This window comes from Paenibacillus rhizolycopersici, assembly GCF_014947195.2.
In the GTDB taxonomy this organism is placed as follows: domain Bacteria; phylum Bacillota; class Bacilli; order Paenibacillales; family Paenibacillaceae; genus Fontibacillus; species Fontibacillus rhizolycopersici.
Genome location: NZ_JADCNN020000005.1, coordinates 176,172 through 193,811 on the forward strand (window position 1 = coordinate 176,172; position 17,640 = coordinate 193,811).

Consider the following 17,640-nt stretch of genomic DNA (forward strand, 5'->3'; position numbering starts at 1 on the left):
CATTACATAGCTTAATCTTAACACCAGGTACTAAGACTTGGAATAAGTTTATTATAATCTTTTTGCAGCGAAAAAGAAAATAGCCGTCTTCCCGTCCGTTTCTTCAGGCGTTTAAGGAGTTCCCGTCCACGGCTAACGCCGCTTCTCCGATAATTTCCGCCAGCGTCGGGTGCGCGAAAATCGCCTGTCCGACTTCCCAAGGCGTCGCGTCCAGCACCTGTGCCAGTGCCGCTTGGCTGATCAGCTCCGTCACATGAGGCCCGATCATCTGAACGCCGAGAATGTCATTCGTGCGGGCATCGGCTACCATTTTGACGAAGCCTTCCGTTTCGCCGTGTACCATCGCCTTGCCGATCGCCGAAAACGGAACCTTCCCGATTTTGACGTCCAGCCCTTTCGCTTTCGCCTCTTTGGCAGTGATTCCGACCGAAGCCACCTCCGGACGTGTATACACGCAACGCGGCACTTGGCTGTCCTGATAACCATGCGAAGCTTCCCCGGACAAATGATGAACGGCCGTTAACCCCTCATGACTAGCAGCATGCGCCAGCTGAAGTCCGCCGATGCAATCACCGATGGCATAAATGTGAGGCTCGGTTGTCTGCATATGTTCATTTACCCGGATGAAGCCGCGGTCTAACCCGATGTCGGTATTTTCCAGCCCAATATTCTCCACATTAGCCTGCCGACCAATCGAGACTAACAGCTTGTCCGCCTCTAGCCGAATCGATTCGTCCCCTCGCTTCGCCGAAATATGTACCCGGTTATCACCCATTTCGAAGGAACTTGGATCTACGGAACCCCCCGTAATGACTTCAATCCCTCGGCGCTGCAGCTGTTTCTGCAATTCTCGGGCCACATCCTCGTCCTCGGCCGGCAGCAGTTGATTCGCCGCTTCCACCACAGTTACCTGCACGCCAAAGTCATTCAGCAGCGATGCCCACTCCACGCCAATGACACCGCCCCCTACGATCAGCATCGAGCCAGGGAGATCCGCTAGCTGCAATGCTTCATCACTGCTGAGAATATGATTGCCGTCCGGTTCAAGACCCGGCAGCGTGCGCGGCCGTGAGCCTGTTGCGATGATCAGATTTGTCGGCACGATGGTCTCCATCTCCCCATCCGGGAGCTCTACGGCAACCGCTCCACTTTTCGGCGAGAAAATCGATGGCCCAATCACTCGTCCATTTCCTTCAATCACGCGGATTTTATGTTTACGCATCAAATATTGGACCCCTTTATGCAGCTGATCCACGATGCTTTGCTTTCTTTCTTGTACTTTCGGAAACACCAGGGTGACCCCGTTTGTTTCGATGCCGTAGCTTGTGCTATCCTTCATTTGCGCGAAGAGCTCGGCGCTTCGAAGCAGCGCTTTGCTTGGGATGCAGCCCCGATGCAGACAAGTTCCACCTAGCTTGTCCCGTTCGATGATGACGACATCTTTCCCCAATTGGGCCGCGCGAATGGCCGCGATATATCCTCCCGTACCTCCGCCCAGTACCGCTACATCACAAGTTATTGCCATATCAGATCTCCACCCATTCTATCAATTCAGTCGCTTTCCCCTATTTTACCTTGTTTTTCCGTGAATACAAACCAGAGCTGCAAATAGACATCACATCAGGAAAAAGGTATGATATTTTTAACAATACATAGCCATTATGAGATGAAAGGACGATCTCCCTCATGAAGTTGATGTTATCCCGGTTTGTCGCCATTATATTGCTGGTTATTCCCGGCATTACGGCGATGATCGGCTTCCTGAAAATCAAAGACTCCCTATTTGATTATATGTCCGCTCACGGTGACGATGCGTTATCCCGCATAACATTCGACTGGCTAAACTTTGGGCTGGGTGTTGTTCTATTCGCAGCCGGCGCCGGATTTCTGGGCGGCTGGATCTTCTTCAGGGACCGCAAACGGAACTACGTCGGACCTAGATTTCGCAAAAAAGAGGCCTCTGCCGTCAAAGAACCGAAGCCGGCCGGGATCCCGCACGATTAACCTTAGATGGCAAAAAATAAACCTCTTTCGCCTTATTAACAGATGGGCGGGAGAGGTTTTCAACTTATTCGTATAAGGCTTCTTTCAGCTTGGTCGACATCCGCGAAGCGTTGTGGGAAGAAGTCCGAAGCAATGCTTTGCGTAATCTGGCATTTTCAGCGGTTACTTGTTCGATTTGATCGATAAGCTCCAACAAAACCTGCCGCTTCTCCTCCTCCAGATGGACCTCCTCCAGCAAACTCCGATAAGCCGCCGAATCAAATTTCTGGGACATGTTTGCTCATCCTTTCTCAGATCGCATTATACCATAAGCTCCCGATGTCGGATGTGCGTCGTTTCGACCTGAATGGTGGAATGACCGATCTGGAACGTTGTCTCTAACACGGAAATAGCTTCTTGAAGCACGGTTTGACTCTGGCTTTCGTCCTCAATCGTCAGATGGCAGCTTAGCGCATCCATACCCGATGTGATCGTCCAAATATGCAAATCATGTACCTCAACAACGCCAGGTATGCCTTCCAGACACTGTTTAACCTCGCTTTGATCGATCGATGCGGGCGAACCCTCCATGAGAATATGCACCGATTGGACTAACACGCCCCAAGCACCGCGAAGAATTAACAACGCTACGACAACACTGATGATGGGGTCAAAAATGTACCAACCAAATAACGACATCACGATTCCTGCCAAGATCGCTCCGACGGAACCCAAAGCATCTCCCAAAACGTGTAGGTAGGCACTTTTCAGATTCACATTCCCCTTCACATCGCCTTTCTTGAGCAAGGCGGCAGCGCTGGCTAAGTTGGCAAGCAAGCCGATGACCGCGATGACGATCATGGTATTGCTGGAAACGGTCGGCGGATCAAGCAGGCGCCCGTAGGCCTCCCATATGATAATTCCGGCAATCACGAACAGGGTAACCCCGTTAAGCAGCGCCGCCAATATTTCCAGCCGGTGGAACCCGTACGTGTTCCGCTTCGAAGCGGGGCGGGCGGCAAACCAAATCGCGAATAAGCTGAGCACCAACGAACTAGCGTCGCTAAGCATATGTCCCGAGTCGGATAACAAAGCTAAGCTTCCCGTAAACAACCCGCCGCAAAATTCGAGAACAGCAATCGAAGCCGTAATCAACAAAGCGATGAGCAGTCCTTTTTTATTCCCTGACCGCACGGCATGGTGATCGTGATGGTGTCCGGCATGGTCGTGATGGTGATGCGCGTGAGAATCATGATGATGTTCCATTGAAACTCCCTCCCTAATCGCATTTCGCATGTTGGATTGCCTGGGTCAAGAGCGAGATAACATGGTCGTCGTCGCAGCTGTAATACATCGTATTCGCCTCCCGCCGGAACTTCACGAGCCGCAAATTACGCAGTAAACTCAGCTGATGGGATACCGCCGATTGTGACAAATTTAGCACGTCCGAGATATGGGTCACGGAACATTCTTCTTCCGACAGCAAATAAAGAATTTTGATCCGAGTGGGGTCGGATAATGCCTTGAAAATTGTAGACACCTTCTCCAGCGTATCCGGGTTTAGATAGGTGTGGACATCTCTCTCCATCGGTAGTTCCTCCTCAGAATCAAGTACATGAGCATATGTTCATATACAGAATAATCCTCAAGGTAGGTTTTGTCAATTGGCAAATAACAAATTATCCTCCCAAAATAAAAAACGGCCGCATCCCGGTATACACCGAGAGGGACCGCCTTTCATTCGTATCTGTATAACTACGCAAGTGAACGACCAACGTTATAAATTCACCAGTCGTTATCACGTTCATTCGTTTTCTTAGACTTTCACGACACTTTATGCTCGATCCGAAGCTTATCCGCCACCATGGCAATAAATTCGCTGTTAGTCGGCTTGGATTTGGAGATATTGATCGTATACCCAAATAGATGGCTGATCGAATCGATGTTGCCGCGCGTCCAGGCAACCTCGATCGCATGGCGAATTGCGCGCTCCACACGAGAAGGCGTCGTTTTGAATTTTTCTGCGATTGCCGGATACAGCGTCTTTGTGATTGCGCCTAAGATCTCGATGTTATTGTATACCATCGTAATGGCTTCACGTAGATATTGGTACCCTTTAATATGCGCAGGAACTCCGATTTCATGTATGATCGAAGTGATGTTCGCATCGAGGTTTTTGCCCTTGCCTAAAGGTACCACATTCGATTTGGTGTAAGAAGTCGATGGTGTATTCGTCGTTAAGGTTTGAACGCCGACAAGCTGACGGATACGATTCGCTAGGACTTCCATGTCAAAAGGTTTCAAGATGTAGTAAGAAGCGCCAAGCTGAACAGCACGTTGCGTGATGTTCTCTTGACCAAAAGCGGTCAGCATGATGATTTTAGGTTGCGGTGTCAAGTTGAGATCGCGAATGCGCTCAAGTACGCCGAGTCCGTCTAGATGAGGCATAATGATGTCCAGGATCAACACGTCCGGAACTCTTGCTGCATTATCGATCATCTCCAGCACTTCTTCCCCATTATAGGCGATTCCCGAGACGACCATATCGTCTTGCTCCGAAATGTATTCCGCGAGCAAATTCGTAAATTCTCGATTATCATCCGCCAACAACACTTCGATTTTCTGCACTGCCTACGTCCTCCTTCAGGTAAATGGATGGGTTCTAATATTTTTCTCCTCTTCCCAGAATAAGGATTCGACACGCAAAAGTAAATTCCTTCTGTCGAAAATTATTTTTATTTATTTTTTTGCAGGCTTGAGATATAATAAAATATTTATTTACACAAAGCGATTTCGTTCGGATTCATTCGACAAATGCATACAGGAATCAGTAGGGGGTTTGTCGAGCGGCGTAACCCTCAGGATAAAAAAATCTTAAGGCAGCGTTAGCTCGCCTTAAGATTTTGCTGTGTTTCTTTGCCTCTTTGAAGAATACCGGCGTCCTGTAGCATCCATTCGATAAAGCAACCGTATCCCGATTTCGGGTCGTTAACGAAAACATGGGTGACTGCTCCAATCAGCTTCCCGTTCTGAATAATCGGGCTGCCGCTCATGCCTTGTACGATGCCACCCGTTTTCTCCACAAGGCGAGGATCCGTAATTCGAATCACCAGACCTTTGGTTTCCGGAGCGCTCTGCTTGGAAACATGGACGATTTCAACCTTAAATCGCTCCACGTGTTGACCTTCCACCACGGTCAAAATTTCCGCCGGTCCTTCCTTAACTTCCTCCGCAAATGCAACAGGAATCGGTTTCTCATATACGCTATGTTCCGGGTTTTGTGACATTTTCCCGAAGATCCCGAAGTGCGTATTCCGTTCGATATTGCCCAGAGTTTTACCTTCCTTCAGAAAATGTGCCCGCTTCTCCCCCGGTTCTCCGCTTTCACTTTTAGAGATGGACGTTACGCTGGACTGCAGGATCTGTCCGCTACCCACCACGATCGGTGTCTGCGTATTCATGTCAGTGATAATGTGGCCTAACGCCCCATATACTCCATGATTCGGGGAATAGAAGGTTAACGTACCCACCCCTGCGGCGGAATCCCGGATATAAAGTCCCAGCCTCCAGGCTCGATCCTGTTGATCGTAAGCCGGGCTCAGAGAGGTGTTAAATTCCTTGTCGTTCCGCTGATAGGTAATCTTGAGCGGTCTTTGGTGTTTGCCAGCATCAGCCGCTATATCGGCCACCTCGCGGACATCCTGCAGTTTCGTACCGTTAATGTGGGTGATCAGATCCCCGGCCTGAATTCCCGCAGCTTCGCCGGGAGATACCTTGCCGGTATCAGTGACGACCTGGTGATGGCCGACCACTAAGATCCCGGCGGATTTGACCTTTACTCCGATGGTTTGTCCGCCGGGAATGACTTTGAGGTCCGGAATCACATTGACCTTGACGGTCTTCAGAGGAATTTGACCGAATAATTTCATGCGGAGGGTTGCTTCTCCACTGCGAAGCGACGAGAGCTTGAGCGGATTTCCCAATGATACTTTCATGGATGGATTCGCCTGCCCGTTCAACATCACAACATCGGGCCGATCTACACTGACTTCGGCCTGTACGGGCAAAGCTAATGAAATTTGCGTTCCCTGACCTTGAAACAGGCGTAACTCGTCCGGCAAAACAGGAAGCCGCCCTTCAGCGGCGGACGTGCCGAGAAAACAAAAGAAGAAGGCAAGAAAAAGACCGAGCATTCTATTCCTGAGGTTCGGGTTCAATGGCTGTCACGCTCCCTTAGCTTCTTTCGCTTGACGAAAAGGTGGTCGCCAATTGCGTACCTATAAGATACCCCGGGTCAGGTGTTTTATTACTGTCAATCATTGTGCCGCACTTAATAAACCATCCTTTTGTGCCTGTGCCAGCTTCAACATTTCCTGGGCATGATGCTGCGTCTTCTCCGTGATTTCCACCCCGCCGAGCATGCGAGCTAATTCATTGACCCGTCCCGCTTCATCTAAAGATTCAACGCGGGTCATCGTGCGGCCGTCCTCTACAACCTTCTCAATAAGATACTGACGATCGGCCATGCAAGCCACCTGCGGAAGATGGGTAATGGCGAATACTTGGCACATCGCGGACAAACGTGATAATTTATCGGCGATCGACTGGGCTGCCCGTCCGCTGACGCCGGTATCGACTTCGTCGAAGATCAATACCGGAACTTGCTCATGCCGGGCAAAAATACTCTTGAGCGCCAGCATCATCCGCGACAGCTCGCCACCGGATGCAATTTTGCTCAGCGGCCGGAGCGGCTCCCCCGGGTTCGGCGAGATCAGGAACTCGGCATTATCGATGCCCTGCTTACCGGGACGGATTTTCTTGCCTTCCCATTCCAACCCATGGGCGTCCTCCATCACGGACAATTTCACTTGCAGGGAGGTTCTCCCCATCTGCAGGTCTTTAAGCTCGATCTCGATCTGACCCGCGAGTTCTTCAGCCATCCGATGCCGCACAGCACTCAGCTCTAAGGCTTGAGTCATCAAGCTTGTGGTTAGTTTCTCCCGCTGTGCCTGAAGCTGCTCCAATCGCTCGTCCTTGTTCTCCAAAGCGTCGGCTTCCAAACGGATCTTCTCATAATAAGTGAGGATCCCTTGGATGTCGTCCCCGTATTTACGACGCAGGGAAGAGATCAGGTCTAGGCGTTCATCTACCTCCTCCAGCCGCTCCGGATTAAACTCAATCCGTTCACGGTAATCCCGCAAACTGAAAGACGCATCCTCCAGTTGATAATAAGCCGACTGCAGTTGCTCCAGGAGAGGAGAAATCCCTTTGCTGTCATAAGCGGCCACTTCACTTAGTTTGGATACCGCTTTGGCGATCGCATCAAGTCCTTGGGGACCATACAACGAGTCATACGCTTTCGAGATGGACTCCATCATTTTCTCGCTATGGGATAGCTTGACCTTTTCCTCCGCGAGTAATTCATCTTCACCCGGTTTTAACTCGGCTGCCGAAATTTCGCCAAGCTGAAAACGGTATAAATCAAGCATTTGCAAGGCCTGTTGGCTCGTATTGCGCAGTTCGTTATATTCTTTATCAATGCGAACGAATTCGGCGTAAGTCGCCTGGTAAGCCGCCTTCACCGGATCAATCGATTCGGCCCCGTAAGCGTCCAGCAGCTCCAAATGGCGTTCCGGCCGAAGCAGGGTTTGGTGCTCATGTTGTCCATGCAGGTTGATCAACTCGTCCCCAACCTCGCGCAGCATCGACAAATTGACCAGTTGACCGTTGATGCGGGCCGAGCTCTTGCCTTGGACGCTGATTTCCCGACGTATAATTAGAAGCTCGCCGGGATCCCCGGCAATCCCAAGTCCGTCCAAGGTGGTCCAAACCGGATGTTCCGTCGGCAGATCGAAGGAGGCCTCCATTTCAGCCTTGTCACAGCCATAACGAATCAAGTCCGCCGAACCCCGGCCGCCGGCAATCAAGCCCAGCGCATCGATAATAATCGATTTACCTGCACCGGTCTCCCCCGTCAGGACATGAAAGCCGGAACCAAACGATACATCCACCGCTTCAACAACCGCCAAATTACGTATGGATAAATGAACCAACATGCGAGGCCCTCCTCCCCCTACTCCAAGCTCAATTAAGATATGTATCCCATGATCTGTTCGATCAGAAATCGGCTGTAGTCCTCATTCCGGCAGATCAGCAAAATCGTGTCATCTCCGCAGATCGTGCCAAGCAAATCCGGCCATTCCATATTATCCAGCAGTACGGCTACCGAATTTGCCGTACCCGGAAGGCATTTCATGACGACTAGATTGCCGGTGTGATCAATATGAACGAAACTGTCGACCAGCGCCCGCTGCAGCTTCTGCACCGGGTTATAACGCTGAGCAGTCGGCATGGAGTACTTATACTTGCCGTCGTCGGTCGGTACTTTAATCAACATCAGTTCCTTGATATCACGGGAGACCGTGGCTTGGGTGACCTGGTATCCTGCCTCACGCAGCGCTTCCACCAACTCATCTTGGGTTTCGATTTCTCTTGCCGTAATGATTTCCCGAATTTTGATATGTCTATGCCCTTTCATTCTGCCCTCCATTCGCCTGATGATCGAAAATTTCGATTCAGGCGGATTCATCTTCTTCGTCTTCTTCCGTCGTTAAGGAGATTTCCTTGAGCTCCCCTTGATCTGGATCTACGTACAACACGCCGGCGCATTCCGGATAAAGCAGCAGGAACGGGAGCAGATCTCTGCGTAAGCCGCTGCCCGTCCATTCCATCGGGAGACGTTCCCTCGCGGTTCTTACCAGATAGAATTCCCCGTTCTTGACCGCAATATAGTCGATAAACAGACGGCTGTGCAGGAGTTCGCCGTCTACGCGAAAGGTGAGCGGCACCTTCAATTTATCACTGATGACCTCGTAACCCGCTTGCTCCAGCATGTCCACGGCAGGATGCTCTAGAATCTCCTCATTCATTTCAAATCCGATTCCCGATCTTAATGAAAACGGTTTGCGGACCCAGGAATGAAAACCTCGGTAAAGCAAATAAGCGCCGATTCCCGCGATCACGACCATCAGAATACCGTCCGAGTAAGCTCCCACCGATTATCACCTCAACCCTTATTTCGACGCAACCGCGATCAGCTCCTGTCAGGTACATAACAAAAAGTTGAGAGGAATGAGGACAAAAGCACAGTTTTGATTTCATTATAGGGAACAGGCGTTCGATTTGCAAGCGTACACACGCAAAAAAAAGACCCATCACTTGGATGGGCCACCCGAAAAAGTGTTTGATGCTTCTTGGACAACGCTCGTCGCCAATTCGCGGATCGGAGCGAAACGATCGTCCCCTAGTTCCCCTGCCTGGCTTGCGGTTTCCTCCAGCCTTAGATGAGCTAGGAATTCGATATTGCCCTCTCCGCCGGTAATCGGGGAGAACGTCAATCCGGCTACCCCGTAGCCCTGGTCCAATGCAAAGCTCAGCACAGTCTCCAGCACTTCCTGATGAACCTTGGGATCCCGAACGACCCCTGATTTTCCAACCTTCTCACGGCCAGCCTCGAATTGCGGCTTAATTAAAGCGGCGATATCCGCCGGCCGTTCCAACAGCGCAAGAAGCGGCGGCAAAATGATTTTGAGCGATATAAATGAAACGTCGATACTGGCAAAGTCGGGCTTGGGCCCCTCCAAATCCTCCGGTGTCATATATCTAAAGTTGGTGCGCTCCTTGACGTTCACGCGCGGATCATTGCGCAGCGACCAATCCAGTTGATTATAACCGACGTCAATGGCATAGACATAATCGGCGCCATGCTGCAGAGCGCAGTCGGTAAACCCTCCTGTGGAAGAGCCGATATCCAACATCGTTCGTCCCGTCAGATCAAGGTTGAACCGCTTGATCGCTTTCTCCAGCTTCAGCCCGCCCCGGCTGACATAGGGATGGATCGCCCCCTTGACAGACAACGCGGTATCGCGCGGTATCTTCATTCCGGCCTTCTCGATCCGTTCCTGTCCGCCGAACACCAGCCCGGCCATGATCGCGGCTTTCGCCTTTTCCCTGCTATCGAAATATCCCTGCTCCACGAGCAGGACGTCTATGCGTTCCTTGGAAACCGACATGCCAATCTCCCGTCAATAATTTACTTTTTTGCCTAATGTCAAATGCTGACCGCCTCGCAATTTCTGCACCTCGCGTACAACATGATCGGCCGTCAAGCCCACTTCTTCCAATTGCTCCTTAATGCTACCATGCTCGATAAACCGATCCGGGACGCCCATCAGATGAATGTCCAGACCAATAATCCCCTGCTCCGCGTAGAACTCCAGGATAGCGCTGCCCAGGCTTCCGGCCTGCGATGCCTCTTCGAGCACGACAATCTTTCCGCTGCCCTGCGCAAGGCGACCCAACATCTCCCCATCAAGAGGCTTCAAAAATCTCGCATTCACCACGGCAGCCGAAACCCCCTCACGCTTCAGTTGCTCCGCGGCTTCCTCCGCAACCTGCACCATCGGTCCAACCGCGACAAGCGTTAGGCTGTCGCCTTCGCGCAGTTGTTCCCACGTACCGATCGGGATCGGTACCAGCTCATTGTCCAGCGGGACCCCGGGCACGTTGATCCGCGGATAGCGATAAGCGATCGGCCCGTCATTATATTCAAGCGCCGTCTTCATCATGTGGCGCAATTCGTTCTCATCCTTCGGCATCATTAATACGATATTCGGAATATGCCGCATAAAGGCGATATCGTATACTCCTTGGTGAGTCTCCCCGTCGGCGCCAACAAATCCAGCCCGGTCGATGGCGAACATCACGTTGGCATTATGGCGGCAAATATCATGCACGATCTGGTCATAAGCCCGCTGCATGAACGTGGAATACACGGCGTAAACCGGCTTTAAGCCTTCCATCGCCATCGCGGCGCACATCGTGGCGGCATGCTGTTCAGCGATGCCCACGTCAATCATTCGGCCGGGGAAACGTTCCCCAAATTTGACCAAGCCGGAGCCTCCCGGCATCGCCGGAGTTACGGCCACGATACGTTCGTCCTGTTCGGCCAGCTCGATCAGCGTCTGTCCGAACACCTCCGTATACATCGGATTGCCTACCGCCTTCAGCAGTTGGCCGGATTCGATTTTGTACGGCGTGATGCCGTGCCATTTATGAGAATCCTGCTCCGCCGGCGTATATCCCTTGCCTTTGGTGGTTAGAACATGCACCAACACAGGGCCGCTCACGTTATTCGCCTGTTTGAAGGAATCGATCAACCCCGGTAAATCATGGCCATCAACCGGTCCCAGGTATTTGAAACCGAGCTCCTCGAAAAGGACGCCGGAGACCATCAAATACTTGAGGCTGTCCTTGACCCGTTCTACGGTTTTAGCTACTTTCCCGCCAATAGCCGGGATCTTTTTAAGCAGCTGCTCGACTTCATCCTTGGCCCGCAGGTAATTGCGGTCGGAACGGATTTTGGTCAAGTAGTTGTGCATGGCTCCGACGTTTGGCGCGATCGACATTTCATTGTCGTTCAGGATAACCATGAGGTCCTTCTTCTCATGTCCGATATGATTCAACGCTTCAAACGCCATTCCCCCGGTTAACGCGCCGTCCCCGATGATCGCGATCACCCGGTTCGATTCGCCTTTCAAATCCCGGGCCAGCGCCATCCCCATGGCCGCCGAAAGCGAGGTACTGCTGTGCCCTGCCTCCCACACGTCATGCTCGCTCTCGCTTCGTTTGACAAACCCGCATAACCCTTGATGTTTACGAAGCGTGTCGAACTGGTCCATCCGCCCGGTTAAAATTTTATGTACATAAGCCTGGTGGCCTACGTCGAAGATGAATTTATCCTGCGGACTGTTATAGCAATAGTGCAGGGCGATCGTCAATTCCACCACGCCCAAATTCGATGCCAAATGCCCGCCGGTAACCGACAGCTTCTCGATCAAGAACTGGCGAATTTCCTCGGCGAGCGGCGTCAATTGCTCCAGGGACAAGTTTTTCAGATCTGCAGGCTCATGTATTTGCGAAAGCAGCACAGCCATTCCCCGCTTTCCTTAATGTATAGTTCAAAAAGTCGGCCTTCAAATACCGGCTTCTTTTGCACTAGATGATAATAGCCTTCATTATACCATATGTCACGATGATGTCGAAATCACTTGCAAGGGATGAATGAGTCACTTTTCCCTGATTTCGATGATTTGATTCTGTATTTTAATGATCGCGGCGAAGCAGCATATCGGCGATTTCCAACAACCGCTGCGGGTGCGGAACCTTCCCGTCCTGCACGGCTTCCTTCGCTTCGCGCGTCAGCCGGTCGACTTCGGAGCGGGAAGCGTCAATGCCGATAAAGTAAGGGTAGGTCACCTTCTGCTGCTTCACGTCGCTTTGCGTTTTTTTGCCTAGTTTGCTTTCGTCCCCGATTAGATCCAGGATATCGTCTTGGATTTGAAAAGCATGGCCCAACGCGCGTCCGTAACGCTCCAAAGCTTCGAGTTGCTCTGTCGAACCGGCAGCGATATGTCCACCTGCTTTTGCCGAGAAAACGATCAGATCACCGGTTTTGTGCTCATGGATATAGCGCAGCTGCTTCAGGTCGGTCACTCCCTGCTCGCCTTGCATGTCGGCCACTTGGCCGCCAACCATACCGCCGGGTCCGGCATACCGCGACAGCTCTTCCACAATCGAGAGGGCCGCCGCCGCAGGTATTCCATGCTCACGGCTCGCTTGAACTACGCGATAAAAGGCATGCGTCAACAGACCGTCTCCCGCCAATATGGCCATCGCTTCCCCAAACACTTTATGATTCGTGGGTTTGCCGCGCCGAAAGTCATCGTTATCCAGGGCGGGCAAATCGTCATGGATCAGCGAATAGGTATGTATCATTTCCACGGCGCAGGCGACGGACAATGCCGCTTCTCGGTTACCGCCGAGCGCCTCCGCCGCAGCCACGACGAGCAATGGCCGCAGCCGTTTCCCTCCCGCCATCAGCGAGTAATCCATCGCCTGGCGCAGCGTATCCGGCACTTCCCATGAGGCCGGAAGGCTTGCAGACAATCGGGCAGAAACGGCTTCGCCAATTTCCTTCATGTACTCCTCAATCGTTAGATGCTGCCGCAACAAGATCACCGCTCTCCTCAGAAATCCGCATTATCGCTCAGCGGCGGCTGAAACGGCTGCTTCGCTACCGCCCCGTCTTCTTCAACGATCATTTCGATCTTCTGTTCCACTTGGGCTAGCTTCTGGCCGCATATTTGCGAGAGCCGCATGCCCTGCTGAAACAGGTCGATTGCTTTCTCCAGAGGTACATCCCCGTGCTCCAGTTGAGACACGATGTCTTCCAGCTGGTTCATCGCTTCTTCGAAATTCAAATTCAGTTCCGGTTGCTGCGCTTCCGCGTTAAGCTTGGCTTCCTTTTCCTTCATCTTCTTCTCCAGCTCCTTCCGGTCTCATGCCCCAAACTTGACAATCCAGTTCTCCATCCGTGACTTTCACGGTGATTCGGTCGCCGGGGTCAACCTCCGACAACGACTTAATGAGCCGTTCCCCTCGTTCATCGTATACAAGACTGTACCCCCGCGCCATAACCTTAAGCGGGCTCAAAGCATCCAAATGGCGGATGCCTGAGGCCAGCTGTCCGGATTTCTCTCGCAGGATGCCTTGCATGGCCTGCCGCAGCAAGCGATCCGCTTCCCGCCGCCGGCGTCCCGCGAACACCAGCGCTTCCTTCGGATGGAAGCGCAGCAGCCGCTGGTGCAGGCGGTCCTGCGCCGCGCCGGCGAGCTGCAGGCGCGTCTCCATGCGGCCGGTCAGCCGCGAAGACAGCCGGTCCAGCCGCTCCGCGTGCTGGAGCAGGCTGCGCCGCGGCTGCGTTAACGCCGGCGAGCTCGTCAGCCGGCGCAGCCGTTCGCGCGCCTGCTTGAGGCGGTGCTGCAAGCCTTGCTGCAGCACCTGTTCTCGCTGGCGCAGAAGCGCGCGCAGCTCGGCCATGTGCGGCACGGCCAGCTCGGCGGCCGCAGTGGGCGTGGCGGCACGCAGGTCGGCGACGAAATCGGCGATGGTGAAATCCGTCTCGTGGCCAACGGCCGAGATGACGGGGATCGCCGATTCGTAGATCGCACGCGCGACCTGCTCCTCGTTGAACGCCCACAGCTCCTCGAGCGAGCCGCCGCCGCGCCCGACGATGAGCACGTCGGCCTCGCCCATGGCGCTTAGCGTCTGGATCGCCTTCACGATCGACGGCGCCGCCCCTTTGCCCTGGACGAGCACGGGGTACAGGATTACTTTCGCTTGCGGATACCTCCGCCCGAGCGTCGTCAAGATATCGCGAACTGCCGCTCCGGTCGGCGATGTTACAACGCCAATCGTCTTGGGGAACTGCGGCAATGGCCGCTTCCGTCCCGACGCGAACAAGCCTTCCGCATCGAGCTTCTGCTTCAACTGCTCGAATGCCAGATACAGGCTACCCACACCGTCAGGCTGCATATGCGTCGCGTAGAATTGATATTGGCCATCCCGTTCGTAAACGGAGACGTTGCCACGAGCAATGACGCGCGTTCCTTCTTTGGGACGGAACGGCAGCCGCTGGTTATGGGAGGCGAACATAATACATTTAATTCGGCTGTCCGCGTCCTTTAGCGTAAAATACATATGTCCGCTGGAATGATGAGTGAAATTCGAAATTTCGCCGCGAATCCAGACATCGGTGAGCACCTGATCTGATTCCAGCTTCATCCGGATGTAGCGGTTCAAATCCTTGACCGTCAAAATCCGCTGCTGATCCAAGGGGGCCGCCTCCTTTTATTCAAATCTCACTGAACTTGCAGCTATTGTTCGAATGCTCGGATTACGACAGCCCTTGCAACCGCTTGGCCGCGATCAACGTATTCTGCATCAACATCGTGATCGTCATCGGTCCTACGCCGCCGGGTACCGGTGTGATGGGGCCGGAAACCTCCTTCACGCTCTCAAAATCGACATCCCCGGCCAGCTTGCCGTTCTCAAGTCGGTTCATGCCGACGTCAATGACCACCGCACCGGGCTTCACGTAAGACGCGTCAACGAAGTTGGCACGCCCGATCGCTACGACCAGAATGTCTGCAAGCTGGGTTAATTCCTTCATGTTGGCCGTCCGCGAATGACACATCGTTACGGTTGCGTTCTCCCGCTGCAGAAGCAAGGAGACCGGTTTGCCAACGATATTGCTCCGCCCGATAACGACCGCGTGCTTGCCGGCGATGTCCACGCCCGCGCGTTTGATGAGTTCGATGACTCCCGCCGGCGTACAGGGCAGCAAGCTATCGTCGCCGATCATCAGATTCCCGACATTGACCGGATGGAATCCGTCAACGTCCTTCTCCGCGGAGATGGCATCGATAACCGCTTTCTCGTCGATATGCTTCGGCAGCGGCAGCTGTACCAATATCCCATGAATATTGCTCTGACGATTCAGCTTGTCCACCAAGGCTAGCAGTTCCTCCTGAGACGTCTCCGCCGACAGGCGGTGAACCTCCGAATAGTAGCCTAGTTCATGACATGCTTTCTCCTTGTTCCGCACATACACTTGCGAAGCCGGATCCTCCCCGACGAGCACGACCGCCAGTCCCGGCTTAAAGCCCTGCTTCGCCAGCTGTTCTACCTCTTCGCGCAAATCCTTGCGGATCTCTTCCGAAATTTGTTTTCCGTTAATGATTGGTGCCGTCATGCTCGTCCTCTCCTCTACCCTAAATTGAATTATCGATTGCTTTTCAACTGGTCAACGTCTTGAATCATCTTCCCAAGGACCCCGTTCACGAACTTCCCGGATTCCGCGGTTCCGAAATGTTTGGCTAACTCGATCGCTTCATTGACCGCAACTCTGCCCGGTACGTCGTCGCGAAAGATCATTTCGTACGTCGCCAGTCGCAGGACCTGACGGTCCACCTTGGACAAGCGGCTGATTTGCCAGCCTTTCAAGTAATCCTCCAACAAGGCGTCGATCGCATCCTTACGGCTCCATGTGCCGTTGATCAGCTCCAATACGAAGGCCCGGGTTGCGTCTATATCGGACAACTCCACCTCGCTTTCGTTCTCTTCCATGGCTTCCGTAAGCAGCATCGTCACTGCTTCATTCGCATCAACTTCGTTCATTTCCATCTGGTACATACTTTGCACTGCAATTTCTCTCGCCAAACGCCGTTTCATCTGCTTCCTCCTAATAGTTTCTAACGCTTCATGCATTAACCTTACATATCCTTCAGCATGGACCAAAACCGCCTCAATCATCACCGGCTTCGCCAACTTGCACTTCTCTTTGCACAAAAAAAGACCCGTAATTGGCTTACTCCACAAAAGGGGCAAGAGAACGTTCCTAGCTCTTTTCCGGAGTAAGCATATCACAGGAAACGGTAATGAGGAATTTGAAATCTCATTTAAAGGGACGCCAACGCGTAGACAGCCATTCCCAAATCATGCCCCAAGGGAACAGCGGGCCTCCCTCCAAGTCCTTCTGCTTGCCGATCGTATACCCGATAAACAGCAGCAAGGCGCAGAACAACATATTCCAGAATCCGAAAAACAGATAGATCGGGCATAAAAACACGGCCGCCGCTATCCCAAGCAGGCGTCCTTTGTGACTCTCCCATAATTGTTTCCAGAACACCCCGCTGCTCACCCCTATTCAACCCGGCTTTTGAGGACCGGGGAATGGACCAGATTCGCAATATAAACCGACACGTAGGATACGGGAATTCCCGTAATTTCCTCAACATGGTCATGAACTTGTTTCTGCACTTCTTCCGTCAGCACCGGGATCGATGTTTCTCCATCAACGAGTGCGCGAACCACGATTTCAAGTCCGGATTCCGTGATTCGAATCCGCGTCTTGACTTCCTTGATGCCACGCACACGAGAAGCGGCTTTGTAGGACAGGTTCTCGATCGTGTCCACCGAGATCTGGATATCCCCGTATTCGTTACGCTGGTCAATCGAGGTCGCCGAGCTGCGGTCCCTGCTGACCGATATGTAAAAAACACGGATGCTGATGAGCAGCAATACGATGGCTACTACCCAGGTACCGACATAGAACGGTTGCCGCTCCAGAATCTCCAGATTCAGGGGAACAGTGCCCGTAAGTAATAGAATGGTGAAAACAGATAGGATCGCGATGCACAAGCTGTAAATAAACATCAGAATTCGGTCTAAAATTTTGGCCACGACAGGTATTGCCTCCTTAATAGAGGTTTGCTTCAGCTTGTCCAGCTGAAAATTACAGTAAACCCCTGACCTGAGAAGCAGTCGGGGGTTCGTTACAATCGTTATTTCACGCGATGGGTCGCTTCGATTTCTTCCACACGTTCAGCAGCCTTGAAAATCACGTCGTGAATATGTACATTCACTTCGACGACGTTCAGCCCCGTCATGGTTTCAATGGAACGCTTGACGTTGCGCTGAATTTCCGAGGCGACTTCCGGGAGACGATTGCCGTATTCAACGATCACGGATACGTCCACCGCAGCTTCACGTTGGCCAACTTCCACTTTGACGCCTTTGGATAGATTCTTTCTTCCCAGCAATTCGGCAATGCCGCCGGCGAATCCGCCGCTCATTCCGGCAACGCCCTTCACTTCGACGGTAGCCAGTCCGGCGATCACTTCAATCACTTCCGGAGCAATCTGAATTTCACCAATATCCGTACGTTCGAATTCCGTTGGCAAAGTGCTCATTCTA

20 protein-coding genes are annotated in these 17,640 nt (G+C 52.6%); 1 reads left to right on the plus strand and 19 read right to left on the minus strand.

Annotation, left to right across the window (positions count from 1 at the left end; genetic code table 11):
• Positions 1–103: 103 nt before the first annotated feature.
• A complete protein-coding gene (gene lpdA, locus IM700_RS07915) occupies positions 104–1,525 on the minus strand; it encodes a dihydrolipoyl dehydrogenase (protein ID WP_193415941.1) in 1,422 nt (473 codons plus the stop codon).
• Positions 1,526–1,686: 161 nt separating this feature from the next.
• On the opposite strand from lpdA, the gene IM700_RS07920 reads away from it, so the two are divergent.
• Positions 1,687–2,004 carry a DUF2627 domain-containing protein gene (locus IM700_RS07920; protein ID WP_193415940.1) on the plus strand — a complete coding sequence of 106 codons (318 nt, stop codon included), beginning with the start codon at positions 1,687–1,689 and terminating at the stop codon, positions 2,002–2,004.
• 64 nt (positions 2,005–2,068) lie between these two features.
• On the opposite strand, the gene IM700_RS07925 is transcribed toward IM700_RS07920, so the two are convergent.
• From IM700_RS07925 to IM700_RS08010, 18 genes are all read right to left on the minus strand, one after another.
• Positions 2,069–2,278, minus strand: a complete 210-nt coding sequence (locus tag IM700_RS07925) for a hypothetical protein (protein WP_193415939.1) — start codon at positions 2,276–2,278, stop codon at positions 2,069–2,071.
• 26 nt (positions 2,279–2,304) lie between these two features.
• Positions 2,305–3,249 (minus strand): cation diffusion facilitator family transporter, encoded by a 945-nt coding sequence (locus IM700_RS07930; protein WP_193415938.1) that lies wholly within the window; start codon positions 3,247–3,249, stop codon positions 2,305–2,307.
• A gap of 13 nt (positions 3,250–3,262) precedes the next feature.
• Positions 3,263–3,571, minus strand: a complete 309-nt coding sequence (locus IM700_RS07935; protein ID WP_155605434.1) for an ArsR/SmtB family transcription factor — start codon at positions 3,569–3,571, stop codon at positions 3,263–3,265.
• 236 nt (positions 3,572–3,807) lie between these two features.
• Complete coding sequence (spo0A, locus tag IM700_RS07940; RefSeq protein WP_193415937.1) at positions 3,808–4,611, minus strand: sporulation transcription factor Spo0A; 804 nt, start codon at positions 4,609–4,611, stop codon at positions 3,808–3,810.
• 257 nt (positions 4,612–4,868) lie between these two features.
• Positions 4,869–6,200, minus strand: coding sequence for a SpoIVB peptidase (gene spoIVB, locus IM700_RS07945; RefSeq protein WP_193415936.1), 1,332 nt, complete (start codon positions 6,198–6,200; stop codon positions 4,869–4,871).
• 99 nt (positions 6,201–6,299) lie between these two features.
• Positions 6,300–8,039, minus strand: coding sequence for a DNA repair protein RecN (recN, locus tag IM700_RS07950; protein ID WP_193415935.1), 1,740 nt, complete (start codon positions 8,037–8,039; stop codon positions 6,300–6,302).
• Positions 8,040–8,071: 32 nt separating this feature from the next.
• Positions 8,072–8,521, minus strand: a complete 450-nt coding sequence (gene ahrC / locus IM700_RS07955; RefSeq protein WP_155605458.1) for a transcriptional regulator AhrC/ArgR — start codon at positions 8,519–8,521, stop codon at positions 8,072–8,074.
• 37 nt (positions 8,522–8,558) lie between these two features.
• Positions 8,559–9,038 (minus strand): hypothetical protein, encoded by a 480-nt coding sequence (locus tag IM700_RS07960; RefSeq protein WP_193415934.1) that lies wholly within the window; start codon positions 9,036–9,038, stop codon positions 8,559–8,561.
• Positions 9,039–9,197: 159 nt separating this feature from the next.
• Positions 9,198–10,055 carry a TlyA family RNA methyltransferase gene (locus IM700_RS07965; protein ID WP_193415933.1) on the minus strand — a complete coding sequence of 286 codons (858 nt, stop codon included), beginning with the start codon at positions 10,053–10,055 and terminating at the stop codon, positions 9,198–9,200.
• Positions 10,056–10,067: 12 nt separating this feature from the next.
• Entirely contained in the window at positions 10,068–11,978 is a 1,911-nt protein-coding gene (gene dxs / locus IM700_RS07970) for a 1-deoxy-D-xylulose-5-phosphate synthase (RefSeq protein WP_155605460.1), read from the minus strand.
• A 169-nt stretch (positions 11,979–12,147) separates the two neighbouring features.
• Positions 12,148–13,023, minus strand: coding sequence for a polyprenyl synthetase family protein (locus IM700_RS07975; protein WP_193416290.1), 876 nt, complete (start codon positions 13,021–13,023; stop codon positions 12,148–12,150).
• 47 nt (positions 13,024–13,070) lie between these two features.
• Positions 13,071–13,358: an exodeoxyribonuclease VII small subunit gene (gene xseB / locus IM700_RS07980; protein ID WP_155605461.1), complete on the minus strand. Its 288-nt coding sequence runs from the start codon at positions 13,356–13,358 to the stop codon at positions 13,071–13,073.
• A complete protein-coding gene (gene xseA, locus IM700_RS07985; RefSeq protein ID WP_193415932.1) occupies positions 13,333–14,718 on the minus strand; it encodes an exodeoxyribonuclease VII large subunit in 1,386 nt (461 codons plus the stop codon). The genes xseB and xseA overlap by 26 nt, the downstream gene beginning before the upstream one ends.
• A gap of 61 nt (positions 14,719–14,779) precedes the next feature.
• The gene (folD, locus tag IM700_RS07990) at positions 14,780–15,637 is read right to left on the minus strand and encodes a bifunctional methylenetetrahydrofolate dehydrogenase/methenyltetrahydrofolate cyclohydrolase FolD (RefSeq protein WP_155605463.1); all 858 of its coding nucleotides are present in this window, start codon (positions 15,635–15,637) and stop codon (positions 14,780–14,782) included.
• 29 nt (positions 15,638–15,666) lie between these two features.
• On the minus strand, positions 15,667–16,116 hold the full coding sequence (gene nusB / locus IM700_RS07995; protein WP_193415931.1) for a transcription antitermination factor NusB: 450 nt from the start codon (positions 16,114–16,116) through the stop codon (positions 15,667–15,669).
• A gap of 223 nt (positions 16,117–16,339) precedes the next feature.
• Entirely contained in the window at positions 16,340–16,573 is a 234-nt protein-coding gene (locus IM700_RS08000) for a DUF2273 domain-containing protein (RefSeq protein WP_193415930.1), read from the minus strand.
• A gap of 14 nt (positions 16,574–16,587) precedes the next feature.
• Positions 16,588–17,127: an alkaline shock response membrane anchor protein AmaP gene (gene amaP / locus IM700_RS08005; RefSeq protein WP_193415929.1), complete on the minus strand. Its 540-nt coding sequence runs from the start codon at positions 17,125–17,127 to the stop codon at positions 16,588–16,590.
• 101 nt (positions 17,128–17,228) lie between these two features.
• On the minus strand, positions 17,229–17,636 hold the full coding sequence (locus IM700_RS08010; protein WP_193415928.1) for an Asp23/Gls24 family envelope stress response protein: 408 nt from the start codon (positions 17,634–17,636) through the stop codon (positions 17,229–17,231).
• Between the last annotated feature and the right edge of the window lie 4 nt (positions 17,637–17,640).